Source organism: Pseudomonas sp. R1-15, from assembly GCF_051132085.1.
In the GTDB taxonomy this organism is placed as follows: Bacteria; Pseudomonadota; Gammaproteobacteria; order Pseudomonadales; family Pseudomonadaceae; genus Aquipseudomonas.
The window spans coordinates 4,633,008-4,656,886 of record NZ_CP071660.1; the positions used below are offsets into that span (position 1 = coordinate 4,633,008).

Consider the following 23,879-nt stretch of genomic DNA (forward strand, 5'->3'; position numbering starts at 1 on the left):
TGCCAATAAAGCCCACGGCGTGCCGTGGGCTTTGTTTTAAATGTATTGGGCCGCGCTGGCGTGATCCGCCAGTCTCCCCACCTGAAAATCTCAAAACCGTCATCAGCGGTTCGCTGGCAAACCTCGTGTTCGAAGTGGATGCAGATCCACGGGACCCGGGCGGGAAAATGACTCCACCAGTGAAATGCGTATCAGGTTTTTAGGAGCGCTGTAATGCCTGACATCTATCACTTCTTCCAGCAGCTGGTTAACGGCCTGACCGTTGGCAGCACGTATGCCCTGATCGCCATCGGCTATACGATGGTCTACGGCATCATTGGAATGATCAACTTCGCCCACGGCGAGGTGTACATGATCGGCTCCTACGTGGCGTTCATCGCCATCGCCGGGCTGGCCATGATGGGACTCGACAGTGTCCCGCTGTTGATGACCGCAGCTTTCATCGCGAGCATCGTGGTTACCAGTTCCTATGGCTACAGCATCGAACGGATCGCCTACCGCCCGCTGCGCGGCAGCAACCGTCTGATCCCGCTGATTTCCGCCATCGGTATGTCGATCTTCCTGCAGAACACGGTACTGCTTTCGCAAGACTCCAAGGACAAATCCATTCCCAACCTGATTCCGGGCAACTTCGCCATCGGGCCAGGCGGGGCACATGAAGTGCTGATTTCCTACATGCAAATCGTGGTGTTCGTGGTGACCCTGGTCGCCATGCTCGGCCTTACGCTGTTCATCTCCCGTTCCCGCCTGGGCCGCGCCTGCCGCGCCTGCGCCGAGGACATCAAGATGGCCAACCTGCTGGGCATCAACACCAACAACATCATCGCCCTGACCTTCGTCATCGGTGCGGCCCTCGCGGCCATCGCCGCGGTGCTGTTGAGCATGCAATATGGCGTCATCAACCCCAACGCCGGTTTCCTCGTGGGCCTGAAAGCCTTTACCGCCGCGGTGCTCGGCGGCATCGGCAGCATCCCCGGCGCGATGCTCGGCGGATTGGTGCTGGGCGTGGCGGAAGCCTTTGGTGCCGACATCTTCGGCGACCAGTACAAGGACGTCGTGGCGTTCGGCTTGTTGGTTCTGGTTCTGTTATTCCGGCCGACCGGCATCCTGGGCCGTCCGGAGGTTGAGAAAGTATGACTAGGCATCTCAAATCGGCGCTCTTCAGCGCCCTGCTGGTCTGGGCCGTGGCCTATCCGGTACTCGGTCTCAAACTGACCATCGTTGGTATCAACCTGGAAGTGCACGGCACCAGCCCGACCATCCTGGCGACCATCGCCGTATGTTCCGTCCTGATGTTCCTGCGGGTGCTGTTCAGCACGCAGATCAGTGCGGCGTGGAAAGCGTCGCCCGGCGTGCCGGTGATCCCGGCCAAGGCCAGCAACTTCCTGACCCTGCCGTCGACCCAGCGCTGGATCGTGCTGGGCCTGATCGTCGTGGCCCTGGTATGGCCGTTCTTCGGCTCTCGCGGCGCGGTGGACATCGCCACGCTGATCCTGATCTACGTGATGCTCGGCCTCGGCCTGAACATCGTCGTGGGCCTGGCCGGCCTGCTGGACCTGGGTTATGTCGGCTTCTACGCCGTCGGGGCCTACAGCTACGCGCTGCTGTCGCACTACTTCGGCCTGAGCTTCTGGATCTGCCTGCCGATCGCCGGGATGATGGCCGCCACCTTCGGTTTTCTGCTGGGGTTCCCGGTCCTGCGCTTGCGCGGCGACTACCTGGCGATCGTGACCCTGGGTTTTGGCGAGATCATCCGTCTGTTCCTGCGCAACCTGACCGACATCACCGGCGGCCCGAACGGCATCAGCAACATCGAGAAGCCGACGTTCTTCGGCCTGACCTTCGAACGTAAAGCCGCCGAAGGCCTGCAGACCTTCCACGAGTACTTCGGCCTGCAATACAACTCGATCAACAAGGTGATCTTCCTCTACCTGGTCGCCCTGCTGCTGGCCCTGGCGGCGCTGTTCGTCATCAACCGCCTGCTGCGCATGCCGATCGGCCGCGCGTGGGAAGCCTTGCGCGAAGACGAAATCGCCTGCCGTGCGCTGGGTCTCAACCCGACCGTGATCAAGCTGTCGGCCTTTACCCTGGGTGCTGCGTTCGCCGGTTTCGCCGGTAGCTTCTTCGCCGCTCGCCAAGGCCTGGTGACGCCCGAATCCTTCACCTTCATCGAGTCGGCGATCATTCTCGCCATCGTCGTGCTGGGCGGGATGGGCTCGCAGTTGGGTGTGATCCTGGCGGCGATCGTGATGATCCTGCTTCCCGAAATGATGCGTGAATTCAGCGAATACCGCATGTTGATGTTCGGCGCCTTGATGGTGCTGATGATGATCTGGCGTCCTCAAGGTCTGCTGCCTATGCAACGCCCGCACATGGAGCTGCGCAAATGAGCCGCGAGATCCTGAAAGTCGAAAATCTGAGCATGCGCTTCGGTGGTTTGCTGGCGGTCAACGGCGTGGCCCTGACCGTTAAAGAGAAACAAGTGGTTGCCTTGATCGGGCCGAACGGCGCGGGCAAGACCACCGTGTTCAACTGCCTGACCGGTTTCTACCAGCCTACCGGCGGCACCATCCTGCTGGACGGCGAGCCGATCCAGGGCTTGCCCGGTCATCACATTGCCCGCAAGGGCGTGGTGCGGACCTTCCAGAACGTGCGTCTGTTCAAGGACATGACGGCGGTCGAAAACCTGCTGATCGCCCAGCATCGTCACTTGAACACCAACTTCTTTGCCGGCCTGTTCAAGACCCCGGCGTTCCGCAAGAGCGAACGCGAGGCCATGGAGTACGCCGCGTACTGGCTGGACAAGGTCAACCTCACCGAGTTCGCCAACCGTACCGCCGGGACCCTGGCCTACGGTCAGCAACGGCGCCTGGAAATCGCCCGCTGCATGATGACCCGTCCGCGGATCCTCATGCTCGACGAACCGGCCGCCGGCCTGAACCCGAAGGAAACCGAAGACCTGAAGGCGCTGATCAGCGTGCTGCGCGAGGAGCACAACGTGACCGTGCTGCTGATCGAACATGACATGAAGCTGGTCATGAGCATTTCCGACCACATCGTCGTGATCAACCAGGGCACGCCCCTGGCCGACGGTACGCCGGAACAGATCCGCGACAATCCTGAAGTGATCAAAGCCTACCTGGGGGAAGCGTAAATGCTGCAGTTCGAAAACGTTTCCACCTTCTACGGCAAGATCCAGGCGCTGCACAGCGTCAACGTCGAGGTCCGCCAGGGCGAAATCGTCACGCTGATCGGTGCCAACGGCGCCGGCAAGTCCACCCTGCTGATGACACTCTGCGGTTCGCCGCAGGCCCACAGCGGCAGCATCCGCTACATGGGTGAGGAGCTGGTGGGACAGGACTCGGCGCAAATCATGCGCAAGAGCATCGCCGTGGTGCCTGAAGGCCGTCGGGTATTTGCCCGGCTGACCGTGGAAGAAAACCTCGCCATGGGCGGTTTTTTTACCGACAAGGGCGACTTTCAGGAACAGATGGACAAGGTGCTGCACCTTTTCCCACGCCTGAAAGAGCGTTTTACCCAGCGCGGCGGCACCATGTCCGGCGGCGAACAGCAGATGCTCGCCATCGGTCGTGCACTGATGAGCAAGCCCAAGCTGCTGCTGCTCGACGAGCCGTCGCTGGGCCTGGCGCCGATCATCATCCAGCAGATCTTCGACATCATCGAACAGCTGCGCAAGGATGGGGTGACGGTGTTCCTGGTGGAGCAGAACGCCAACCAGGCGCTGAAGATCGCTGACCGAGCGTACGTGCTGGAGAACGGTCGCGTGGTGATGCAAGGCACCGGTGAAGCACTGCTGACCGACCCGAAAGTGCGCGAGGCGTACCTGGGCGGTTGAGTCTGTCGCGATAGAAAAAACGGCCTTCGGGCCGTTTTTTTTGCTCGGATGTTGGACGTAGATCCCTGTGGCGAGGGAGCTTGCTCCCTCGCCACAGGGACCGATTACAACCGATCCAGCGCCTCCCCGCTGCGTTTGAACCATTCAATCAGATAATCAGCCAGCACCTGCGTACGCTTGGGCAATCCTCCCTGATATGGATGCACCAGGTACATCGGCATGCGACGGGTCTGAAAGTCCCGCAGCAACCAGCGCAGGCGGCCGTCGGCCAGTTCCTGGTCAAGCAGATACGACGGCAGACGGGCGATTCCAGCGCCGGCCAGGGCGGCTTTTTTCAACAGGCTGTAATGGTTGCTGGCAAACGGCCCGGACACCCGCACCCGCAGCAACTCATGTTGCTGGTGGTACAACCACTCCTCACGACCGCTGTAGTGACTGTTGAGCAGGCATTTGTGCTCCGCCAGGGCCTGGGGAACCGCGGGCTCACCGAAGCGTTCCAGATAGGCCGGGCTGGCGCAGGTCAGTTCATGCCAGGCCAGCAGCGGGCGAGCCACCAACCGCTCGTCGATCGTCGCATCCGAGCGGATCGCCAGATCAAACCCATCGCGCGATAAATCGCGGTAACCGTTATTGAGCTCCAGCTCGATCTGCACGTCGGGGTAGGCGAGAGCGAACTCGGTCAGCAGGCCTTCAAAAAAGGTTTCGCCCAACGAAACCGGTACTGTCATCCGCACCGGCCCGGAAACTTCACCCTTCAAGCGGGCCAACGCCTGACGCGCCCTTTCCACCTGCACCAACAAGGCCTGGGCCTGGGGCAACAGTGCCGCACCCGCCGCCGTCAGGCTCAGGCGTCGAGTCGTGCGCTGGAGCAGGATCACTGAAAACCGCTCCTCCAGCAGGCTGATGCGCTTGGACAGTTGACCCTTGCTGCATCCCAACCGCTGCGCCGCCAGGGTAAAACTGCCGGCCTCTACCAGCACGGCAAACGCTGCCAGATCATCGATCTCGCTCATTGGATTGTTTCCAAATGAAAACCAAAGGTTTCCTATTAGCACGCTTATCCCAAGGAAAATCCACTCTAGACTGCAACCTCGTCCACCCCATTTGAGGATCAGTCCATGAAAATCCTGTTGATCGGCGCCAACGGAACCATCGGTTCGGCCATCGCTAACGAGTTGTCGCCCCGTCATGAAATTGTCCGTATCGGCCGCCACAGCGGTGATGTGCAAGTGGATATCAGCGACAGCGCCTCGATCCGCGCCCTGTTCGAAAAAACCGGTCGCTTCGATGCCTTGATTTGTGCGGCGGGCAACGTCACTTTCGCGCCGCTGGGCGACATGACCGAAGAAAGCTTCGCCCTCGGTTTGAAAGACAAGTTGATGGGTCAGGTCAATCTTGTATTGATCGGCCGCGAATTCGCCAATGACGGCGCATCCTTTACCCTCACCACCGGCGTACTCAGCCACGACCCGATCAAGAGCGGCGCCTCGGCGGCCCTGGTGAACGGCGCCCTCGACAGTTTTGTGCGCGCTGCGGCAATCGAGCTGCCCCGGGGCCTCAGGCTCAACTCGGTAAGCCCGAACGTATTGCTGGAAGCGATGGACAAATATGCGCCGTACTTCCGCGGCTACAAGCCGGTTCCTGCGGCTGAAGTGGCATTGGCCTATGCCAAGAGCGTCGAAGGCCTGCAAACCGGGCAGACTTTTCACGTCGGCTGACCCCTTGTGATGAAGGATCAGTCTGAGTAACGTGGCGGCACTTGTCTGGAGACCCAATGATGCGTGCCGCCCGTTCCCTGTTGTGTATTGCCTCGCTTGCGCTTTTCGCCGGCTGCCAGTTGCTCGACGCCCCGCGCCAGAGCGCCTCCCATGCCGGCCAGACGCGCATGCAGGGCGAACTCACGGCGGCCGATGGCAAGCTGGTGTTCCAGCCGTGCCAGGAACAGCGCCGCTACATCGTCAACGACACCGGCGGCACCAGCGTGCTGCAACAAGCCGCCACCCTGGCGGATGATCGCGGCAAACTGTTCGCCGATCTGCGCGGGCGTATCGTTTCCAGCGCAGCGGCCGGCACCGACAGCCAACTGGACGTCGAGCAGCTGTATCGCCTGGAACGCTCCGGGACCGCTTGCGATGATGTTGACTTCAAACGGGTGATTCTGCGGGCAGCGGGACATGCCCCTGAATGGACACTCAAGGCCAGCGGCAAGGGCCTGGTCCTGGATCGCCAAGGGCAGCCGCCGCTGGCGGTGCCGTACGTCGAGGAGCAGTTGGGCGATGGCCGCTTCAACCTCGGCACCGAGGCCAACGGCCAGAAGGTCGAGTTGTGGGTCACGCCGCAACGCTGCGTCGACAGCACCAGTGGCAGCGTGCAGCACATGAGCGCCGAGTTGCGGGTCAACGGTCAAGTCCAGCGCGGTTGCGCCTACTTTGGTGGCGCGCGCGACGACTGATTCGACGCATGACGGGTTTTAACCTCACGGAAAACCGGGATTGCGGCTTATAATCGCCGGTTTGAAGAACGCCTTGGCGCAGTTGTGCGCCCCGCGAACCGGACCCCGTCATGTTACGAATCACCGAACTCAAGCTGCCGATCGACCATCCCGAAGAAGACTTGCGCCCTGCCATCGTGCAGCGGCTGGGCATCGCCAGCGATGACCTGCTCGACTTCACCCTGTTCAAGCGCAGCTACGACGCCCGCAAGAAATCCTCCGAGCTGTGCTTCATCTACACCATCGACCTGTCGGTGCGCGATGAAGCCGGTGTGCTGCGCAAGTTCGCCGATGACCGTAATGTCAACGAAGCGCCGGACATCAGCTACAAGGTGGTTGGCCAGGCACCGGCGGACTTGAGCGAGCGGCCGATCGTGGTCGGCTTCGGGCCGTGCGGCATCTTCGCCGCCATGTTGCTCGCGCAGATGGGTTTCAAGCCGATCATCCTTGAGCGCGGCCCGGAAGTACGCCAGCGCACCAAGGACACCTGGGGCCTGTGGCGAAAAAGCGTGCTCAACCCCGAGTCCAACGTGCAGTTCGGCGAAGGCGGCGCGGGGACATTCTCCGACGGCAAGCTCTATAGCCAGATCAAGGATCCGAAGTTCCTTGGGCGCAAGGTCCTGCATGAGTTCGTCAAGGCCGGGGCCCCCGAAGAAATCCTCTATGTCAGCAAGCCGCACATCGGTACGTTCCGTCTGACCGGCGTCGTCGAAAACATGCGTGAGCAGATTCGCGCCCTCGGCGGTGAAGTGCGCTTCGGCGAGCGAGTTACCGACGTTTTGATCGAGGACGGCCAACTGGTTGGCGTCGAGCTGGCCAGTGGTGAGCAGATCCGTTCGAAACACGTGATCCTTGCCTTGGGCCATAGCGCCCGGGATACCTTCCGCATGCTCCACAGCCGTGGCGTGTACATGGAAGCCAAGCCGTTCTCGGTGGGTTTCCGTATTGAACATCCGCAATCGCTGATCGACAGCGCACGCCTGGGCAAGTACGCCGGCCACCCGAAACTCGGCGCCGCCGACTACAAACTGGTGCACCACGCGAAAAATGGTCGCTCGGTGTACAGCTTCTGCATGTGCCCGGGCGGCACCGTGGTGGCGGCGACCTCCGAGCCGAACCGCGTCGTGACCAATGGCATGAGCCAATACTCGCGCAACGAGCGCAACGCCAACTCCGGCATCGTCGTCGGCATCACGCCGGAAGTGGATTATCCGGGTGGCCCGCTGGCGGGCATCGAGTTGCAGGAACGCCTGGAGTCCCACGCCTTCGTGCTCGGTGGCAGCAACTATGAAGCCCCCGCGCAACTGGTGGGTGATTTCATCGCCGGCAAGCCGTCCACGGCGCTGGGCAGCGTCGAACCGTCCTACAAGCCTGGGGTTGCCCTGGGCGACCTGGCCCTGGCTCTGCCGGATTTCGCCATCGAGGCCATCCGTGAAGCGCTGCCGGCGTTCGAGAAACAGATCCGTGGTTATTCACTGCATGATGCGGTACTCACCGGCATTGAGACCCGGACTTCATCGCCGTTGCGCATCACCCGCAACGAAACGCTGCAGAGCTTGAATGTGAAAGGCCTGTTCCCGGCTGGCGAAGGTGCCGGTTATGCCGGCGGGATCTTGTCGGCGGGCGTGGACGGGATCCGGATCGCCGAAGCGGTGGCGCGGGATATTCTTGGCTTGAAGGACTGACTTCCATTCACTGTGAAATGCTGTTCATCTGGATTGAATGAACAGCAGGCCCCTGTGGGAGCGAGCTTGCTCGCGATGGCGGCTTGGCCTCCAACTCATCCGTTGGCTGATCCACCGCTATCGCGAGCAAGCTCGCTCCCACAGGGGATCCCAGTGATTCAGATATTGGCCCGCAACACGCCCTCCGGCAGCGCTTCTCCGCGCTCCGCACATCCCGCCACCGCATCGATCAATGGGTCCAACTCATACCCCTGGGCCTTCAGCCACGCCGGATCGTAATAAGTCGTGGCATAACGCTCCCCGCCATCACACAGAATCGCCACGATCGACCCCGACTCACCGCCTTGCACCATTCGCTTCGCGGCGATCAGCGCGCCGATCAGGTTGGTGCCGCTGGATCCGCCGACCCGCCGTCCCAGTCGCTGGGCCAGGTAGTGCATGGCCGCGAGGGACAGGGCGTCCGGCACCTTGACCATCGCATCGATCACCTTGGGCAGGAACGAGGCTTCGACCCGTGGCCGACCGATCCCTTCGATCCGCGACCCGCAATCCAGGCGCAGGCTGGCATCGCCGCTGCGGTAGTAGTCGAAAAATACCGAACGCTCGGCGTCGGCACACAGCACATGGGTATTGTGCTGGCGGTAGCGTACGTAGCGCCCCAAGGTGGCCGTTGTACCGCCCGTGCCAGGGCTGGAGATCAGCCAGGTGGGCTCTGGATGCCGCTCGAAGCGCATCTGCTGGAAAATCGACTCGGCAATGTTGTTGTTCGCCCGCCAGTCCGTGGCCCGCTCGGCGTAGGTGAACTGGTCGATGAAATGCCCGTCATGCTCGCGGGCCAGACGTTCGGATTCGGCGTAGATCTGCGTAGGGTCATCCACCAGATGGCTCTGGCCACCATAGAAGGCGATCTGGGCGATTTTTTCCCGGGAGGTAGTGGCAGGCATCACCGCGATGAAAGGCAGGCCCAGCAATCGCGCAAAATACGCCTCGGAAATCGCCGTCGAGCCGCTGGAGGCCTCGATCACCGGTGCACCGGGCTTGAGCCAGCCATTGCACAACGCATACAGGAACAGCGAGCGGGCCAGTCGGTGCTTGAGGCTGCCGGTGGGATGGCTGGACTCATCCTTGAAATACAGCTCGATGCCCGGCAGTCCGGCCAGCGGCAATGGGATCAGATGCGTATCGGCACTGCGTTGGAAATCCGCCTCGATGATACGGATGGCTTCACGCGCCCATTGGCGGGGATTGTTCATGGTGTTTTCTCGCAGGGCCGGTAGGACTTTCAGGCAGACCGATGGCCGGGGGCACGATCTATTCAGGAAATACGAGACACCAGCTTAGGAAAAAACCGACATCCCGCACAGGTACAGCTAAGGTCCAATGTGCCCGGCAACTGCCTGAATGCCCGGCGCAGGCGCTGTAACGACATATAACAAAAAAGAATATAACTTTTGTTTTAACAACAAACAGTACGGGTTAGGGTGTGCCATCTTTTTGATTTGATTAATGGAGAGCAACCTTGGCTCTACGTAACTCACTGACGCGGTTTTTCCAGCTGGAAGCTGCCAGCGGCCTGCTCTTGATTGCCGCCGCCGTGCTGGCCCTGGTCATCAACAACTCTCCGCTGTCCTGGCTGTATGGCGGCCTGCTGGACACGCCCGTGGTCGTCCAGGTCGGTGCGTTGAAGATCGCCAAGCCGTTGCTGCTATGGATCAATGACGGCCTGATGGCGCTGTTCTTCCTGCTTATTGGCCTGGAGGTCAAACGCGAGGTGCTCGACGGGCAACTGTCGAAACCTTCGCAGATCGTCCTGCCGGGGGCCGCGGCAATAGGCGGCATGCTGGTGCCGGCGCTGATCTACTGGTTTCTCAATCGCGACAACCCTGCCGCGCTCGCTGGCTGGGCGATTCCTACGGCTACCGATATTGCCTTTGCCCTCGGCGTGCTGGCTTTGCTTGGCAAGCGCGTACCGGTATCGCTCAAGCTGTTCCTGATGACGCTGGCGATCATTGATGACCTGGGCGCCATCGTCATCATCGCGATGTTCTACTCCGGCGAGCTGTCGACCCTGTCGTTGGGGCTGGCCGCGGCCTGCATCGCAGCCCTGGTGGCAATGAATCGGCTGGGCGTGGTCAAGCTCGGGCCGTACATGGTGATCGGCTTGATTCTCTGGGTCTGTGTGCTCAAGAGCGGCGTGCATGCCACGCTGGCGGGGGTGACGCTGGCATTCTGCATCCCACTGCGCACGAGAAACGCTGAAACCTCCCCCCTGCTGACGCTTGAGCATGCGCTGCATCCTTGGGTGGCCTACATTATCTTGCCGCTGTTCGCATTCGCCAACGCTGGCCTTTCGCTGAGCGGCGTCACGGTCGAGAGCTTTACCCATCATGTTCCGATGGGCATCGCAATCGGCCTGTTGCTGGGCAAGACTGTCGGCGTGTTCAGCCTGACCTGGCTGGCGGTGAAAATCGGCATCGCCAGTCTGCCTGCCGGGGCCAATTGGGGGCAGATACTAGGCGTGGCGATTCTTTGTGGCATTGGTTTTACCATGAGCCTGTTCGTCGGCTCCCTGGCGTTCGTGCCGGAGGTAAGTGAGTATGCGGGGATGGATCGGATGGGGATTCTCACCGGGTCGATCCTGGCGGCGCTGATTGGATATGGGGTGACGGCGATGGCTAGTCGTAAGCCTTCAGAGCTGAGTTCCTGAGAGTTCAGCGGGCTTTGCTTCTTGTCATGAGATGGTGTGTATATCCGTTGCTGCGGTCACGGCGGCTTAGGGTTTCGCCCTTACGGCGAGTCACTTTTGGAAGAGCCCCAAAAGTAACCAAAAACGCTCTGCCCCACCACTCGGCACCTCGCCAAGGCTCGGCGTGCCCTCACTCCGGCATGGTTAACGGGGCGCCGAGATCAAAGTCAAAAGCAGAGCAACAGCAACAGCAACAGCAACACATGCGCTTAGCATTTCTGTAGCCGCACCACCGCCATCGCGAGCAAGCTCGCTCCCACACTGGATTCTTCGACAGACACAGACCTCACGGCATACAGGGAACCCCTGTGGGAGCGAGCTTGCTCGCGAAGGGGGCCGCACATTCAACATCTTAATTGACTGACACGCCGCCTTCGCGAGCAGGCTCGCTCCCACAGGGGAAACGCGAGCCAACCGAAACCAGGTCGGCTATCAGGCCGCCTCGCGGTGGACGTCGATCTAGGTCGCCCCGTTAACCACGCTGGCTGAGCGAAGGTGTTGCGCAGTGGGCACCTCGGCATGGATGAAAAAGTGACTCGCCGTCAGGGCGGAACCATAAGCCGCCGTTACCGCAGCAATGGATCTATCTCGTATTCCAAGGACAGATCTAACCCTCCTTAGTGCGATACGCGACTCGTACCATCGACAGTCGAAATCCGCACCCGCTCACCTACACGGAACACTTCGTTCTCCTGAACCTGCTGGACATAGGCACGCATGCTGCCGTCATCCTCACGCACAGTGATCTCTACACCCTGGGTACGGGTCAGGCCTTCTTCAGTGGCGGAGCCGATCAGGCCACCGGCCACGGCGCCGATCACGGCTGCCACGATGCTGCCACGACCACCACCGATAGCGCTGCCGCCAACACCGCCCACCACCGCACCGGCTGCGCCGCCGATCGGGGTCTTGGTACCTTCGATCTTGACCGGGCGCAGGGACTCGATGGTGCCCATGCGAATCGTCTGCACGCGACGCGCTTCGTCACGGGAATAGGAGTCACCGGTCAGGCTTGACTGGCAGCCTGTCAGTAACATCGCCATCGTGGAAAAGGAAGCAACCAGCAAAACAGACTTGCGCATAGCATCAAACTCCAAAAGACAGTGATCCATTAAACTCCCCCGGCTTGATGCCTGTCACGGCCTTGCCGGGGAAAAATTGTTTTCATTCAGGTGGGATACAGGCGCACCCCGAAAAATTCACCCAACAGTAGCGCCAATTTCGAAAGTTCGCGTCATCGACCCCGGGATTTTCCATGGATTACTTCATCATAGTCGCCACCACCGTCGCCGGTCTGTACTTTCATGGATGGCTCTACGTACGTATCAAACGCTGGATGGACCGCGACCTGGCCTTGTCGTTGGCGGGGCAGGATGGACGGAAGCGAGACTACATGCTGCAACAATTGGCCCTCGCCCGCGAACAAGGGACCAAGCGTCGGGACCTGCCGCACTGGCTCCAGGCCGCTGCGGCAGGTTACTCCGACGTCAGGGCGCCAGACGCTCGCGAATCCAGTCCGCGCCTTGCAGGCGATAGTTGAGGCGATCGTGCAGGCGGCTCGGGCGGCCTTGCCAGAATTCGATGCGCTCGGGCAACAGGCGATAGCCGCCCCAATGCTCGGGGCAATGGGGTTGGCTGTCGCTGAAGCGTTGCTCAGTGGCCTTGAGCAAGTCTTCCAGCTCATCCCGCCCGGCGATCACCCGGCTCTGGGGTGAGGCCCAGGCACCGAGACGGCTGCCCAGCGGCCGTACCTGGTAATAAGCGTCCGACTCTTGCGGGGTGACCTTCACGACCTTGCCTTCGATGCGCACCTGGCGCTCCAGCGTCGGCCAGAAAAACGTCATGGCCGCGAACGGACTCGCGGCCAGTTGCTGGCCCTTGGCGCTGTCGTAGTTGGTGAAGAACGTGAAGCCCTCGGCATCGAGCCCCTTGAGCAGCAGGATCCGGCAGTGAGGCCTGCCGTCTGCGTCCACCGTCGCCAGGGTCATGGCATTGGCTTCCACCGGTGCCTGTTCGGTTTTCACCGCCTCGGCAAACCATTGGTGAAACAAGGCGAACGGCTCGGCCGGGGCTTGCGCCTCGGTCAGGCCATCGCGGGTGTAGTCACGGCGCATATCAGCCAGGGTTTGGGTCATGGCGCGTTCCTTGTGGTCAGCCAATCACTGTTTGGCGGTATCGGCGGCAGCGACTTTCTTGCCGTCGGCAGCGGCCTTGGCCGGCTCGGGCTTCTTCGCGGGCGTAGCCTTCTTGGCCGGGGTCTTCTTCGCGGGTGCCTTCGCCGGAGCCTTCTTGGCCGCTGCTTTCTTGGCAGCCGGAGCGGCAGCCTTTTTCGTCGCCGGGGCCGGGGCCGGCGCGGCAGGTTTCACGTCCTGGGCAGCTACCATGGTTACTGGCGCAGGGGCTGGCATGTTGTACTTGCTCAGCAATGCAACCATGGTGTTCGCTGGCGTAACCAGCAACTCGACGCGACGGTTCAAGGCCCGGCCTTCAACGCTGTCGTTGGCCGCACGCGGAGCCACCGAGCCCATGCCACGCAGCATCAGGCGATCACGCTGCAAACCGCTGAGACGGAAAATCGCCGCCACCGATTGAGCACGTTCCTGGCTGAGCTTCAGGTTGGCCGGCGCCGCGCCCGACGTATCGGCGTGACCGAGGATCAGTACGGCGGTTTTCGGATCGGCTTCAAGAATCTTGGCGACGCGAGTGAACGGACCAAGTGTCACCGGCAGCAGCATGGCCGGACGATCAGGGTTGAACGAACCGTCCGCGGGAGCGGTAACCACCAGCACGTTATCGCGACGTTCGAGTTCGAGCTTGCTGTCCTTGATCGCCGTACGCAGCTTCGGCTCATAGTCGTCGAGCCAGGCCTGGGTGACTTTCGGGTCGGGCATCGGCACCGCCTTGGCGGTCTCCTGTTCCTTGCCGCCGAACGGCCACCACCATTTGCCGTTGCTTTCGGCTTCGGCCACGGCTGGCGCCTTGGCTTCAGGTTTCAGCGGTTCTTTTTTGGCGACATCATCCGCGGCGGATTCATCCGGAGAGAACGGCCACCACCAGTGCGTGGCTCCCTCGGCCTTGGCCTGCGGTGCCTCGGCGGCGGGTTTCAAAGGAGCCGATGGCGCCGCGTCCTTGCTCGCGACTTTGTCGGACGAGCCGAACGGCCACCAGCCTCCGCCGCCCTCGGCATCATTTTGTGGGTTTTGTGCGCAACCGGTAATAGCGAAGCACAGCGCCAGAGCGAGGGTTTTATTCGATGACATTGGATATCCACAAAATGATCAGGATGAAAAAACAGAGGCCATGTTCCGGCCGCATAAACAGACGCTTGGAAACCGCAAAGGAGCCGAGGTTCCTGTGTGCATTACCGACAACCACTGTTTACAGACAAGTGGCAAGCACCCGCGCGAGATTCTGCGCGCGCGGGTCCATCAGGACGTAAGGTCCCAATGTGTTGGTCACGAAACCGAACGCAACGTCATGCTCGGGATCGGCAAAACCGATGGAGCCCCCTGCCCCAGGGTGACCGAACGCCCGCGGCCCGAGGCCATAGGTCGCGTTGGGCACATCCGCCTGGTCGAGCATGCAACCCAGGCCGAAACGGGTCTGGGTCAATAAAGTCTTGTCCTCGCCGAAGCTGTGCTGGCGGGTCAGTTCGTCAAGCATTTCGCCTTCCAGCAGGCTGCCATCGAGCAGACCGGCGTAGAACCCGGCGATGCTCCGGGCATTGCCGTGGCCGTTGGCGGCCGGTTGCTGCATGCGGCGCCACTCGGGTTTGTTGGTGCTGGTCATGATCGATGGCGGGTTGGTGAAGGCCCGGGTGGTCATGGCCGAAGGTTCACGCATCGTCACCTGCAACAGGCGCTGTGCCGCCGCATCTCCGGCGTTACCTTTGCCACGGGCGATATGCGCCACGCGATGAAATTCCTCGTCCGCCAGGCCGACATGAAAATCCAGCCCCAGCGGTCTGGCGACCCGAGCCACGATGGACTCACCCGGCCCTCGGCCATCAGCCCTGCGCAGCAACTCGCCGATCAACCAGCCGTAGGTGATCGCGGCATAACCGTGGCCCTCGCCAGGCGTCCACCAAGGCGTTTCAGCCGCCAGGGCATCGGTCATGGCCTGCCAGTCATAAAGTGCTTCAGGCGCCATCAACTCTCTCAGCGCCGGTAGTCCGGCCTGATGGCAGAGCAATTGCCGCAGGGTGACGGACTCCTTGCCGGCAGCCGCGAACTCGGGCCAGTAGCGGGCAACCGGCGCATCGAGCTGCAGCTTGCCCTCGGCTACCAGTTGCAGGGCAGTGACGGCGGCGAATGTCTTGGTGCAGGAAAACAGATTGGCGATGGTGTCGCTGTGCCAGGCTTCATGACCATCCTTATCGGCGGTGCCGGCCCAGATGTCGACGACGGTGCGGCCGCTCACCTGAATGCATAACGCCGCGCCGCGCTCCTGGGAATTGTCGAACAGCGCCGCAAACGCTTCACGCACGGCCTCGAACTGAAGCTCGTAATGACCTTGAATTTGCACCCGTAACTCCCTTGGAACAAAAGCTTTTTTGTCAATGGCTGGCATTGTTTCAGCGATTGGGGCTTTTGGGAACCGCCGCAAGACGGCTGGTTGAACGCAGCCCCCTGTGGCGAGGGAGCTTGCTCCCGCTGGACTGCGTAGCAGGCCTTGGAAAATTTAACGCGTTTGGCCTGATACACCACCGCGTCAGGTTTTGGGGCTGCTACGCAACCCAGCGGGAGCAAGCTCCCTCGCCACGCAAGCCCCCTCGCCAGACGTCTAGGAAATCTCCCGCCGAAACGGCGGCAGCGCGTTGAGGATCGCCTTGCCGTAGCGTTGGGTCACCAGCCGGCGATCGAGCAAGGTGATGGTGCCGCGGTCTTCCTCGGTACGCAGCAAGCGGCCACAGGCCTGGACCAGCTTCAGCGAGGCATCCGGCACGGAGATCTCCATGAAGGGGTTGCCGCCACGGGCTTCGATCCATTCGGCCAACGCGGCTTCCACCGGATCGTCCGGCACCGAGAATGGAATCTTGGCGATCACCACATGTTCGCAATAGGCCCCCGGCAAATCGACGCCTTCGGCAAAGCTCGCCAGGCCGAACAGCACGCTGGAATCGCCGCCATCGACCCGGGCCTTGTGCTTGTTCAAGGTTTCCTGCTTCGACAGGTTGCCCTGGATGAACACCTGCTTGCGCCAGTCACGATCGAGGCCGTCAAAGACGTCCTGCATCTGTTTGCGCGAGGAAAACAGCACCAGGGTGCCGCGCGAACCTTCCACCAGCGCAGGCAGCTCGCGAATGATCGCGGCAGTGTGGGCGGCGGCATCGCGCGGATCGGCCTTGAGGTCCGGCACTCGCAGCACGCCGGCGTCGGCGTGGTGGAAGGGGCTCGGGACCACGGCGGTCACGGCTTTTTTCGGCAGGCCGGCGCGCATGCGGAAACGGTCAAAAGTGCCCAGGGCCGTCAGCGTGGCGGAGGTTACCAGCGCGCCGTAGGCGACGTTCCACAGGTTGCGCCGCAGCATGTCCGCCGCCAGGATCGGACTGGCATTGACCTCGATGTCGAACAGCGAGCCGCTCTCGGCCAGCGTCAGCCAACGCGCCATCGGCGGATTGTCTTCCGGGTCTTCGGTGGTGAACGCGGTCCACAGCTCCCAGTTACCCTGGGAGCGGGACAGCAAGCTGCCGAACAATGGATACCACTCCTCGGCCTGGTTGCTGGCGATGCCGATATTGACCTCGCCATCCATGCCTTCCTTGAGCAGATCAGTCAGGCGCGTGAACAGGTCGGTCAGGCGCGCGAAGCCCTTCTTGAGTTCGATGCCCATCTCGCGCATATGCTCGGGGATCACCCCGCCGACAAACCGATGGCGTGGTCGCTCGCGGCCCTCGACATCTTCGCCAGGCTTGAAGTCGGCCACCTGCTCGCAGGCGGTGAACATGAACTGCTGGTTCGTCTTGATCTCCCGCGCCAGCTCCGGCACCTGCTCGATGAACTTGCCCAGGTCGCCGGGCAGCGGATGCTGGGCGAGCAGTTTGGTGAGGTTCTTGGCGGTGGTTTCCAGCCAGTCGGCGGTTGAGCGCAGCCGGGTGTAATGGGCGAAATGGCCGATGGCCTTGTCCGGCAGGTGATGACCTTCGTCGAACACATAGATCGTGTCGCGCGGGTCCGGCAGCACGGCGCCGCCGCCCAGGGCCAGGTCGGCCAGGACCATATCGTGGTTGGTGACGATCACGTCGACCTTGCCCATGCCTTCGCGAGCCTTGTAGAAAGCGCACTGGCCGAAGTTCGGGCAATGGCGATTGGTGCATTGGCTGTGGTCGGTGGTCAGGCGCGACCAGTCAGCGTCTTCCAGAGCCGTGGACCAGCTGTCGCGGTCGCCGTCCCACTTATTGCCGGCGAGCTTTTCGATCATGCTGGTGAACAGCTTCTGGCTGGCCTCGTCGACCTCGATCTTGAAACCTTCTTCCTCGAACAGCTGGGCCGTGGCGGTCTGCGCGTGGCCTTCCTGCAAAAGCATGTCGAGTTTGGACAGGCACATGTAGCGCCCACGACCCTTGGCCAGCGCGAAGCTGAAATTCAGACCGCTGTTGCGCATCAGGTCGGGCAGGTCCTTGTAGACGATCTGTTCCTGCAGGGCGACGGTGGCCGTGGCGATCACCAGGCGCTTGCCGGCGGCCTTGGCGGTGGGGATCGCCGCCAGGCTGTAGGCCACGGTCTTGCCGGTACCGGTGCCGGCCTCCACCGCGACGACGGCAGGCTCGCCGCTGCGCCGGCCTTCGTCGTCGGTGTCGATGTCACCCAGGACTTTTGCCACTTCGGCAATCATCAGGCGCTGGCCATATCGCGGCTTGAGGCTCTTGGCTTCGAGAAAACGCGAATAGGCGCCCTGGATCGTGGTTTTGAGTTCGGTGCTGATCATGAATGGTCGGGCGCAAAAAACGCTGGATAAATTTTCAGTGGTTCGGATCGGCGGCTATCATACCCCGCTAATTAATCCTGCGCAGAACGGAGTGACCCAATGACACCCTTTGCCCTCGTCTACACCCTGCATTTGCTGGCGGCCCTGGTCTGGGTTGGCGGTATGTTTTTCGCCTGGATGATCCTGCGACCCGCCGCAATCACGGCGCTTGAGGGCCCTGCCCGGCTCCAGTTGTGGGTAGAAGTGTTTCAGCGTTTTTTCGTCTGGGTCTGGGTGGCCGTGGTGCTTTTGCCGATCAGCGGCGTGGGCCTGATCCACATGCGCTTCGCCGGTTTCGAAACCGCGCCGCGTTACGTGCAGGTAATGATGGGGTTGTATGTGGTGATGGCGGCTTTGTTCATCCGTATCCAGGGCCTGCAACTGCCAGCATTGCGTAACGCTGTGACGGCGCAGGACTGGCCGACGGGTGCGGCGGTGCTGGGGAAGATTCGCAAGCTGGTGGGGATCAATCTGTTGATCGGGTTGCTGGTGGTGGCGATTGGCGCGGCTCGGCCGATGTTCTGAAACAGTTATCCAACCCTGTGGGAGCGAGCCTGCTCGCGAAGGCCTCGAATCAGTCGGCATCGGCGTGACTGATCGATTGCTTTCGCGAGCAGGCTCGCTCCCACCTCAGGACAGTTTCGAGACGGCCTAGAACCGCTGCACCGTCACCGCACCCGCTGCGCCGGCAGGCCCTGGCTGGCCATCGGCACCGGGACGGCCGCTCTTGCCGCCATCGGCGGTGTAGACCAGGCAGCCCTTGGCCTTGCCTCCCGTGCCAGGCTTGCCGCCAGGCCCGGCCGCGCCACCGGCGCCGCCCTCTACCATTACCTTGATCTGTTCGTCGGGATAAGCGCGGGGCAATTGCAGCCGAACCAGCGCGCCGGCCGCACCCGGCTGACCATCAGCGCCGTTGCTGCCGTCGGCGCCGCGACCGGCCGAGCCCCAGGTGCAACCCGGTGCCTGGCCGTTGGCGCCGTCAAGCCCCACGTAACCTGGCGCACCGGTACCGCCACGGGCATCCACCGACAGCAGCGGCGCGTTCAACGCCTCGAAGCGCAGATTGAGGTTACGCCCCGGGCGCGCCGCCTTGGTATAGGTTCCCGGCGCGCCACGGGCGGTGATCTGGCTGCCTTCAGCCAGTTCGGCGTGGGTGACTTTCATCTCCAGCGCCTGTTGTGCCGGTACGATTGCGATCCTTGCCTCCCGCCCCAGGTGCAATTGGCCAATGGACAGCTCAGTGACGTTCGAAGGCACCAGCAGCGTGCCGTAGTCGGCCACGTCCAATCGCTCCAGGGCAAGCGTGCTGGTGGTGTTGGGCAAGCGCATCAACGAGTGGCTTTCCACCTGGACCACTTGAGCGCTGGCCCACGGGCATACGAGTAATGCGAGCAGACACAGTTTACGCATGGGAGGCCTCTGGCGCGGTCGGGAGGGTTTGCAGGTGAAAGATGCCGAACAGCAGCACCCTGAGGCGATCACGGCCAGGAGCGGGACGACCACGAAACCGAGCCCTGAACAATAGAAGTTCGAGCAGATGGATCGCCAGTAACGACACCCCGGCCAGATTGACCAACAGATGCAGCGGATGGACGAACGGCATGACCAGATTGACCAGCACTACCAGCCAGAACAGCAGGGTCAACAAGCGCCCCAGTCCCCAAAACACCTTCATACGCCCCCCGTTCGAGAATTATTCTTTGCGCGCACAGTAACGGCTTGCGCGCAGGATATGCCAGAGGGCCCGGCAAATTTAATCCAGGCCCAGCGGACCGCCTTCCTGGCGATCCGACGGCTCTGGCCCGCTTGGGCGATGATGTTTAACGCTGGATATGCAATTCGACCCGACGGTTCTGGGCCCGCCCCTCATCAGTCTCGTTGTCGGCCACCGGTTGGCTTTCGCCCTTGCCTTCACTCGTGAGTTTTGCCGGGGCCACGCCTTGGGTCAGCAAATACTCCACCACGCTGCCGGCCCGACGTTCCGAGAGGCCCTGGTTATACGCCTCGGTACCGACACTGTCGGTGTGGCCCACCACGCGGATACTGGCGACGTTGGCGTGACTCAGTTTTGCCGTCAGCTCATCGAGCTGGCTCCTGGCCGCGGCGGTGAGGTCGGATTTGTCAAAATCGAACAGCACCTTGCCAGTGTCGTTCAGGGTAATGACTTCGCTGGTGGGCATGTCCGGCTCGGCCGGTGGTGTGCTGGCCGGATATTGCGGCAGCGGGCAGCCGTGATGTTCGACGGGGGTATTGGCCGGTGTATCGGGACAACGGTCGCGACGATCGAATACACCATCGTCGTCTTCGTCGCCGTCCTGGGCGTAGCAGATCAACCCACCGCCCAGCAGCCCCAACGCAGCGCCACCGGCGGCCCAGCCACCGCTTTCGATGGCCCCTAGACCACCGCCGACAAGCCCTCCGATCAAGCTGCAGATCGGCCAGGTACGCTGATTGAGCGAGGCACTGCCATCACTGTGAGTGGCGCAACCGGACAGCAGGCTGCTTGCCAGCAGTAGCGGTAAGGCGGCCTTGATTAGAACGTTCATGGTGAATGCTCCTGTGTCACCGGCCCATACCGGTCACACAGGAGTAAAGACCCGCATCCGCGACTGTACAAGCCGCGGAGAACGAGGGGTTTAGCGGTTTATCTTGATTTCGGTGCGACGGTTCATTGCGCGACCATCGGCGGTTTTGTTATCCGCCACCGGTTGGCTTTCCCCGGCGCCGGCCACCGAGACGAAACTGGCGCGAGGCACGCCGCTTTCGACCAGGTATTGAACCACCGAGTTGGCGCGTTTTTCCGACAGTTTCTGGTTATAGGCATCGCTGCCGACGCTGTCGGTGTGCCCGGTCACTCGCAGTTGTGCGGTGGAGGTTTCCTGCTTCAGCCGGGTCGCGATGGTGCTCAGCACTTCTCTGTCCGTCGGCGTGAGGGTGGCCTTGTTGAATTCGAAATGCACGTCGCGGACCACGATCGTTTCTTCCTGGACCATCACGGGCGCTTCAGCCACCGGTGTCGGTGCGGGTGCCGGTGGTGGGCAGCCGTCGGCATCGACCTGCACGCCCTTCGGAGTGCCCGGGCACTTGTCACGACTGTCCGGCACGCCATCGCCGTCCTCGTCGCCATCGCCATGGGCCCAGCACCAGCCTGCCGCCACCGTACCGGCGACCAGTGCGCCCGGGCCGATCCAGGAACTGCTTTCGATGGCGCCCAATCCTGCGCCGACCACACCACCGGTGGCCGCACAGATCGGCCAGTCGGTTTTTTGCAAACCTGCGCAACCAGTCAACACACTGGTTAGCAGAACCAGGGGTAACGCTGTCCGAACTATGCTCATCGGGTTTTCTCCTTGAAGGATCGGCTTCGCGCCGATTCAGGGGAGTAAAGACCCGACTCGGGTTCTGCGCCAGCGTGACGCAACCACAGCTTTGGCCGCCTGTTTACGGCGGATCGCGGCGTTCGAAGACAAACCGCTCTAGGCCCGTGCGTCCACGCGCGCTATCGTGGCGGTTCTGACTGAGGAACTTCGATGACCGTTGCCATTTCTTCGCGCACGCCCCAGCAGGCGCTGGCCGCCGTGCTTGACCGCTATGCCCCGCAAAAGCTGCTGCTGATCGGCGCCGGCAGCTTCCCCGCGCTCGAGGCATTCCAGCAGGCGCATCCCGACACCGAGGTGGTCCATGCTGCCCCCGGCCCCTTGCCGGCGGATCTGGCTGCGCGGCGTTTCGACCTGGCCCTGGCGCTCGATTGCCTGGAGCATTTGTCCAAGCGCGACGGTCTGAACCTGTTGGGCGGCATTCGCAACCTCAACGCCAGCCGGATTGCCGTGCTGGCCGACCTCAACGCCTGCGGCTGGCAGGAAACCGACTTCTTTTCCCTGGCCCTGCAGGCCAGCGAACGCTTCCAGCGCGAAGATCAGGTGCTGACCCTGTTTACCTACGATCTGCTTGAATACAAGCAGGTCCCCGACTGGCTCAACTCACGTTTCTGGGCCAACCCGGAAAACTTTGGAAAATATTGGTGGTAGCTGTGGACACTAGCCTGCATACAACCATTTGCCCCTGCGGCAGCGGCAACCCGTCGGACGCCTGCTGCGGCCATTATCACGACGGTCATCCGGCGCCCTGCGCCGAAGCCTTGATGCGCTCGCGCTACAGCGCTTATGTGCTGGGCCTGGTGGATTACCTGGTGAGCACCACCCTGCCCGCCCAGCAGGGCGGCCTCGACCGCCAGGCCATCAGCGAATGGAGCGCCGGCAGCACCTGGCTGGGCTTGGAGGTGGAGAGCAGCGAGGTATTCGGCGGCCAGCCGGAACATGCCTTCGTTACTTTCACCGCACGCTGGCACGACGGCCAGGGCGAACACAGCCACCGCGAACAATCTTCGTTTGTGCAGAACGGCGGACGCTGGTACTTCATCGACCCGACCGTGCCGGTCAAGACGGGACGCAACGACAGCTGCCCGTGCGGTAGCGGGCAGAAATTCAAGAAGTGCTGCGCCAGTTACTTCATTCGTTGATTTTCGGAAACGTCCGATGCTCGTCCACCGACCAAGGGGGGCTAGACTGGAAACAAACCAGAGGCACGGACATGACCCATACATCTCGATTGCTGCGCATCACTTGCCTGCTGCTGTTCGTCGGGCTAGGGGGGTGTGCGTCCTGGCGAGGTGAAGAGGCACCCGAACCACAGGTGCATCTGGTCAAGGTGGAGGTGGTGCGGGCGCGGTTGCTGGAGCAGAAGTTCATGTTGCACTTTCGCGTCGACAACCCCGGCGAAGACGACCTCACCGTACGCGGCCTGACCTACCGGATCCACTTGGACGACTTGCTGCTGACCGAAGGAGAACATGAGCACTGGTTTACGGTGCGCCCCGGACACAGCGCCTATTTCAAGGTGCCGATCCGCACCAACCTGTGGCCGCAGGTGCGCGAACTGGTGAAAATGCTGAAGAAACCCCGGCAACAGATTCCCTATCGTCTGGAGGGGGAGCTGGAAACCGGTTTATTCATCGCCGACTACGTGCACCTGGAACGCAATGGCGTGATAATCGCCGCCGATCTAATTGCGGAGTAACCCCGATGACCCAACAACCCCACGTCCATGGCCCTGATTGCAACCACGACCATGATCATCACCACGATCATGATCACGGCCATGTCCACGGCCCGAACTGCGGCCACGCCCATCAGGAACCCGTGCGCAACGCCCTGAAGGACGTCGGTCGCAACGACCCTTGCCCGTGCGGCAATGGCAAGAAATTCAAGAAGTGCCACGGGGCTTGATGGACCAGGCAAAAAAATTTTTCGCCTGCTAGGCCGCCTTCGCGAGCAGGCTCGCTCCCACACTGGTTCTATGGTGCACACTTATCCCTGTCTGGTTCTGCGGTGCACCACTTTTCCCTGTGGGAGCGAGCCTGCTCGCGAAGAGGCCAGCACATCCATCTCGATTTATCAGCCCGCCGCCAGAATCCGCTCCACGCTGATCACCGTCGCATACTCCTCATGCAGATTCCCCAGGGACATCGCATGCACCTCGGCAGCCGAACGGGCATAACCGAAGAAGTCGGGCTTGTCGAAGGTGTAACAGGCATCCTCGGCTACCCACGTATCAAACCCCAGGTTGCCAGCCGTGCGCGCGGTGGACTCCACCGAATTGTTCGTGGCCACGCCGACAATCACCAGTTGCCGGATACCCGCACTGCGCAGATCCGCCTCCAGGGTCGTGCCGCAAAACGCATCGGGCACCTGCTTCTGGACCAGCCCTTCCCCAGCCATAGGCCTGAACCGGTCCTGAACCTCCACGCCTGATTGTCCAGGCCAGAAGACTGACGCCTCGGACCGAGACAAATGGTGGACATGGATGATTGGCCGCGCCGACTCTCGCCAGCATCCGAGCAATTCCAGCATGCGCAGCTCCGCCTCGGGATTGTTGCGCGGGCCAAGCCTGGGATGGAGGATGCCTTTCTGCTGATCGATAAGGATCAGCGCCGCGTTTTTCTGTAGCTCCATTCCGGGTCTCTCGGTCGTCGGTTTTCCCCACACTTGAGCACCACCTTCTCTTACAAGCAAGTCTCTGGTGGCCCGGGCTTTCATCGCAAAACATCAAATAACCCCAAAGCCCGCTTGCGCGCCC

Annotated in this window: 26 protein-coding genes; 14 read left to right on the forward strand and 12 right to left on the reverse strand. The window is 61.9% G+C overall.

Annotated features, from left to right (window positions below; translation table 11 throughout):
- Positions 1 to 213: 213 nt before the first annotated feature.
- The 4 genes from livH to J3P97_RS20820 are packed head-to-tail and all read left to right on the forward strand — an operon-like array spanning position 214 to position 3,856.
- Positions 214 to 1,137, forward strand: a complete 924-nt coding sequence (gene livH, locus J3P97_RS20805) for a high-affinity branched-chain amino acid ABC transporter permease LivH (protein ID WP_014336891.1) — start codon at positions 214 to 216, stop codon at positions 1,135 to 1,137.
- Positions 1,134 to 2,390, forward strand: coding sequence for a high-affinity branched-chain amino acid ABC transporter permease LivM (locus J3P97_RS20810; RefSeq protein WP_434572259.1), 1,257 nt, complete (start codon positions 1,134 to 1,136; stop codon positions 2,388 to 2,390). Before livH ends, J3P97_RS20810 begins: the two co-directional genes overlap by 4 nt.
- Positions 2,387 to 3,154: a high-affinity branched-chain amino acid ABC transporter ATP-binding protein LivG gene (gene livG / locus J3P97_RS20815; protein ID WP_434672681.1), complete on the forward strand. Its 768-nt coding sequence runs from the start codon at positions 2,387 to 2,389 to the stop codon at positions 3,152 to 3,154. The genes J3P97_RS20810 and livG overlap by 4 nt, the downstream gene beginning before the upstream one ends.
- On the forward strand, positions 3,155 to 3,856 hold the full coding sequence (locus J3P97_RS20820) for an ABC transporter ATP-binding protein (protein WP_186613630.1): 702 nt from the start codon (positions 3,155 to 3,157) through the stop codon (positions 3,854 to 3,856).
- 104 nt (positions 3,857 to 3,960) lie between these two features.
- Here J3P97_RS20820 and J3P97_RS20825 read toward each other — a convergent pair whose 3' ends face one another.
- On the reverse strand, positions 3,961 to 4,869 hold the full coding sequence (locus tag J3P97_RS20825) for a LysR family transcriptional regulator (protein ID WP_434672682.1): 909 nt from the start codon (positions 4,867 to 4,869) through the stop codon (positions 3,961 to 3,963).
- A 105-nt stretch (positions 4,870 to 4,974) separates the two neighbouring features.
- On the opposite strand from J3P97_RS20825, the gene J3P97_RS20830 reads away from it, so the two are divergent.
- The 3 genes from J3P97_RS20830 to J3P97_RS20840 all read left to right on the forward strand — a co-directional run bounded on the left by J3P97_RS20830 (position 4,975) and on the right by J3P97_RS20840 (position 8,032).
- Positions 4,975 to 5,574 (forward strand): short chain dehydrogenase, encoded by a 600-nt coding sequence (locus tag J3P97_RS20830; protein WP_434672683.1) that lies wholly within the window; start codon positions 4,975 to 4,977, stop codon positions 5,572 to 5,574.
- 59 nt (positions 5,575 to 5,633) lie between these two features.
- Positions 5,634 to 6,308 (forward strand): COG3650 family protein, encoded by a 675-nt coding sequence (locus tag J3P97_RS20835; RefSeq protein ID WP_434605197.1) that lies wholly within the window; start codon positions 5,634 to 5,636, stop codon positions 6,306 to 6,308.
- Positions 6,309 to 6,418: 110 nt separating this feature from the next.
- Positions 6,419 to 8,032, forward strand: a complete 1,614-nt coding sequence (locus tag J3P97_RS20840) for an NAD(P)/FAD-dependent oxidoreductase (protein ID WP_434628851.1) — start codon at positions 6,419 to 6,421, stop codon at positions 8,030 to 8,032.
- Between the two features lie 158 nt (positions 8,033 to 8,190).
- On the opposite strand, the gene J3P97_RS20845 is transcribed toward J3P97_RS20840, so the two are convergent.
- On the reverse strand, positions 8,191 to 9,285 hold the full coding sequence (locus J3P97_RS20845; RefSeq protein ID WP_434672684.1) for a PLP-dependent cysteine synthase family protein: 1,095 nt from the start codon (positions 9,283 to 9,285) through the stop codon (positions 8,191 to 8,193).
- Positions 9,286 to 9,551: 266 nt separating this feature from the next.
- Between J3P97_RS20845 and nhaA the strand changes: the two genes are divergently transcribed.
- A complete protein-coding gene (nhaA, locus tag J3P97_RS20850) occupies positions 9,552 to 10,739 on the forward strand; it encodes a Na+/H+ antiporter NhaA (RefSeq protein ID WP_434672685.1) in 1,188 nt (395 codons plus the stop codon).
- 656 nt (positions 10,740 to 11,395) lie between these two features.
- Here the strand turns inward: nhaA and J3P97_RS20855 are convergent.
- Positions 11,396 to 11,860, reverse strand: coding sequence for a glycine zipper 2TM domain-containing protein (locus J3P97_RS20855; RefSeq protein ID WP_003184697.1), 465 nt, complete (start codon positions 11,858 to 11,860; stop codon positions 11,396 to 11,398).
- Between the two features lie 173 nt (positions 11,861 to 12,033).
- Here J3P97_RS20855 and J3P97_RS20860 point away from each other — a divergent pair, with 173 nt between their 5' ends.
- Complete coding sequence (locus J3P97_RS20860) at positions 12,034 to 12,318, forward strand: hypothetical protein (protein WP_434601657.1); 285 nt, start codon at positions 12,034 to 12,036, stop codon at positions 12,316 to 12,318.
- Here J3P97_RS20860 and pdxH read toward each other — a convergent pair.
- From pdxH to dinG, 4 genes are all read right to left on the reverse strand, one after another.
- Positions 12,266 to 12,913 carry a pyridoxamine 5'-phosphate oxidase gene (pdxH, locus tag J3P97_RS20865; RefSeq protein ID WP_434656178.1) on the reverse strand — a complete coding sequence of 216 codons (648 nt, stop codon included), beginning with the start codon at positions 12,911 to 12,913 and terminating at the stop codon, positions 12,266 to 12,268. The genes J3P97_RS20860 and pdxH overlap by 53 nt on opposite strands.
- Positions 12,914 to 12,937: 24 nt before the next feature.
- On the reverse strand, positions 12,938 to 14,038 hold the full coding sequence (locus J3P97_RS20870) for an OmpA family protein (protein ID WP_434672686.1): 1,101 nt from the start codon (positions 14,036 to 14,038) through the stop codon (positions 12,938 to 12,940).
- A gap of 118 nt (positions 14,039 to 14,156) precedes the next feature.
- Positions 14,157 to 15,302: a serine hydrolase domain-containing protein gene (locus J3P97_RS20875; protein ID WP_434572239.1), complete on the reverse strand. Its 1,146-nt coding sequence runs from the start codon at positions 15,300 to 15,302 to the stop codon at positions 14,157 to 14,159.
- 258 nt (positions 15,303 to 15,560) lie between these two features.
- Positions 15,561 to 17,705: an ATP-dependent DNA helicase DinG gene (gene dinG, locus J3P97_RS20880; protein WP_434601660.1), complete on the reverse strand. Its 2,145-nt coding sequence runs from the start codon at positions 17,703 to 17,705 to the stop codon at positions 15,561 to 15,563.
- Positions 17,706 to 17,804: 99 nt separating this feature from the next.
- Between dinG and J3P97_RS20885 the strand changes: the two genes are divergently transcribed.
- Positions 17,805 to 18,269, forward strand: coding sequence for a CopD family protein (locus J3P97_RS20885; protein WP_434672687.1), 465 nt, complete (start codon positions 17,805 to 17,807; stop codon positions 18,267 to 18,269).
- A gap of 126 nt (positions 18,270 to 18,395) precedes the next feature.
- Here J3P97_RS20885 and J3P97_RS20890 read toward each other — a convergent pair whose 3' ends face one another.
- From J3P97_RS20890 to J3P97_RS20905, 4 genes are all read right to left on the reverse strand, one after another.
- Positions 18,396 to 19,154 (reverse strand): collagen-like protein, encoded by a 759-nt coding sequence (locus tag J3P97_RS20890; protein WP_434672688.1) that lies wholly within the window; start codon positions 19,152 to 19,154, stop codon positions 18,396 to 18,398.
- A complete protein-coding gene (locus J3P97_RS20895; protein WP_434672689.1) occupies positions 19,147 to 19,419 on the reverse strand; it encodes a DUF1145 domain-containing protein in 273 nt (90 codons plus the stop codon). Before J3P97_RS20895 ends, J3P97_RS20890 begins: the two co-directional genes overlap by 8 nt.
- A 145-nt stretch (positions 19,420 to 19,564) precedes the next feature.
- Positions 19,565 to 20,290 (reverse strand): OmpA family protein, encoded by a 726-nt coding sequence (locus J3P97_RS20900; protein ID WP_434672690.1) that lies wholly within the window; start codon positions 20,288 to 20,290, stop codon positions 19,565 to 19,567.
- A 90-nt stretch (positions 20,291 to 20,380) separates the two neighbouring features.
- Positions 20,381 to 21,082: an OmpA family protein gene (locus J3P97_RS20905; RefSeq protein WP_434572229.1), complete on the reverse strand. Its 702-nt coding sequence runs from the start codon at positions 21,080 to 21,082 to the stop codon at positions 20,381 to 20,383.
- 192 nt (positions 21,083 to 21,274) lie between these two features.
- Between J3P97_RS20905 and J3P97_RS20910 the strand changes: the two genes are divergently transcribed.
- The 4 genes from J3P97_RS20910 to J3P97_RS20925 all read left to right on the forward strand — a co-directional run bounded on the left by J3P97_RS20910 (position 21,275) and on the right by J3P97_RS20925 (position 23,029).
- Entirely contained in the window at positions 21,275 to 21,772 is a 498-nt protein-coding gene (locus J3P97_RS20910) for a DUF6231 family protein (protein WP_434672691.1), read from the forward strand.
- 14 nt (positions 21,773 to 21,786) lie between these two features.
- Positions 21,787 to 22,263: a YchJ family protein gene (locus tag J3P97_RS20915; protein WP_434674579.1), complete on the forward strand. Its 477-nt coding sequence runs from the start codon at positions 21,787 to 21,789 to the stop codon at positions 22,261 to 22,263.
- A 71-nt stretch (positions 22,264 to 22,334) separates the two neighbouring features.
- Complete coding sequence (locus J3P97_RS20920; RefSeq protein ID WP_434572225.1) at positions 22,335 to 22,820, forward strand: LEA type 2 family protein; 486 nt, start codon at positions 22,335 to 22,337, stop codon at positions 22,818 to 22,820.
- Between the two features lie 5 nt (positions 22,821 to 22,825).
- The gene (locus J3P97_RS20925; RefSeq protein WP_003198420.1) at positions 22,826 to 23,029 is read left to right on the forward strand and encodes an SEC-C metal-binding domain-containing protein; all 204 of its coding nucleotides are present in this window, start codon (positions 22,826 to 22,828) and stop codon (positions 23,027 to 23,029) included.
- A 168-nt stretch (positions 23,030 to 23,197) separates the two neighbouring features.
- Here the strand turns inward: J3P97_RS20925 and J3P97_RS20930 are convergent, their stop codons facing one another.
- Positions 23,198 to 23,755 (reverse strand): cysteine hydrolase family protein, encoded by a 558-nt coding sequence (locus tag J3P97_RS20930; RefSeq protein WP_434672692.1) that lies wholly within the window; start codon positions 23,753 to 23,755, stop codon positions 23,198 to 23,200.
- Between the last annotated feature and the right edge of the window lie 124 nt (positions 23,756 to 23,879).

Bases quoted from the DNA above. Each gene is read 5' to 3' on its own strand.
- J3P97_RS20835 (WP_434605197.1), top strand. From the start codon at position 5,634: ATGCGTGCCGCCCGTTCCCTGTTGTGTATTGCCTCGCTTGCGCTTTTC.
- J3P97_RS20860 (WP_434601657.1), top strand. From the start codon at position 12,034: ATGGATTACTTCATCATAGTCGCCACCACCGTCGCCGGTCTGTACTTT.
- pdxH (WP_434656178.1), bottom strand. From the start codon at position 12,913: ATGACCCAAACCCTGGCTGATATGCGCCGTGACTACACCCGCGATGGC.
- J3P97_RS20910 (WP_434672691.1), top strand. From the start codon at position 21,275: ATGACCGTTGCCATTTCTTCGCGCACGCCCCAGCAGGCGCTGGCCGCC.
- J3P97_RS20895 (WP_434672689.1), bottom strand. From the start codon at position 19,419: ATGAAGGTGTTTTGGGGACTGGGGCGCTTGTTGACCCTGCTGTTCTGG.
- livH (WP_014336891.1), top strand. From the start codon at position 214: ATGCCTGACATCTATCACTTCTTCCAGCAGCTGGTTAACGGCCTGACC.
- J3P97_RS20845 (WP_434672684.1), bottom strand. From the start codon at position 9,285: ATGAACAATCCCCGCCAATGGGCGCGTGAAGCCATCCGTATCATCGAG.
- J3P97_RS20810 (WP_434572259.1), top strand. From the start codon at position 1,134: ATGACTAGGCATCTCAAATCGGCGCTCTTCAGCGCCCTGCTGGTCTGG.
- J3P97_RS20930 (WP_434672692.1), bottom strand. From the start codon at position 23,755: ATGGAGCTACAGAAAAACGCGGCGCTGATCCTTATCGATCAGCAGAAA.
- livG (WP_434672681.1), top strand. From the start codon at position 2,387: ATGAGCCGCGAGATCCTGAAAGTCGAAAATCTGAGCATGCGCTTCGGT.
- J3P97_RS20825 (WP_434672682.1), bottom strand. From the start codon at position 4,869: ATGAGCGAGATCGATGATCTGGCAGCGTTTGCCGTGCTGGTAGAGGCC.
- J3P97_RS20830 (WP_434672683.1), top strand. From the start codon at position 4,975: ATGAAAATCCTGTTGATCGGCGCCAACGGAACCATCGGTTCGGCCATC.
- J3P97_RS20855 (WP_003184697.1), bottom strand. From the start codon at position 11,860: ATGCGCAAGTCTGTTTTGCTGGTTGCTTCCTTTTCCACGATGGCGATG.
- J3P97_RS20920 (WP_434572225.1), top strand. From the start codon at position 22,335: ATGACCCATACATCTCGATTGCTGCGCATCACTTGCCTGCTGCTGTTC.
- J3P97_RS20890 (WP_434672688.1), bottom strand. From the start codon at position 19,154: ATGCGTAAACTGTGTCTGCTCGCATTACTCGTATGCCCGTGGGCCAGC.
- dinG (WP_434601660.1), bottom strand. From the start codon at position 17,705: ATGATCAGCACCGAACTCAAAACCACGATCCAGGGCGCCTATTCGCGT.
- J3P97_RS20905 (WP_434572229.1), bottom strand. From the start codon at position 21,082: ATGAGCATAGTTCGGACAGCGTTACCCCTGGTTCTGCTAACCAGTGTG.
- J3P97_RS20820 (WP_186613630.1), top strand. From the start codon at position 3,155: ATGCTGCAGTTCGAAAACGTTTCCACCTTCTACGGCAAGATCCAGGCG.
- J3P97_RS20900 (WP_434672690.1), bottom strand. From the start codon at position 20,290: ATGAACGTTCTAATCAAGGCCGCCTTACCGCTACTGCTGGCAAGCAGC.
- J3P97_RS20925 (WP_003198420.1), top strand. From the start codon at position 22,826: ATGACCCAACAACCCCACGTCCATGGCCCTGATTGCAACCACGACCAT.
- J3P97_RS20840 (WP_434628851.1), top strand. From the start codon at position 6,419: ATGTTACGAATCACCGAACTCAAGCTGCCGATCGACCATCCCGAAGAA.
- J3P97_RS20885 (WP_434672687.1), top strand. From the start codon at position 17,805: ATGACACCCTTTGCCCTCGTCTACACCCTGCATTTGCTGGCGGCCCTG.
- J3P97_RS20870 (WP_434672686.1), bottom strand. From the start codon at position 14,038: ATGTCATCGAATAAAACCCTCGCTCTGGCGCTGTGCTTCGCTATTACC.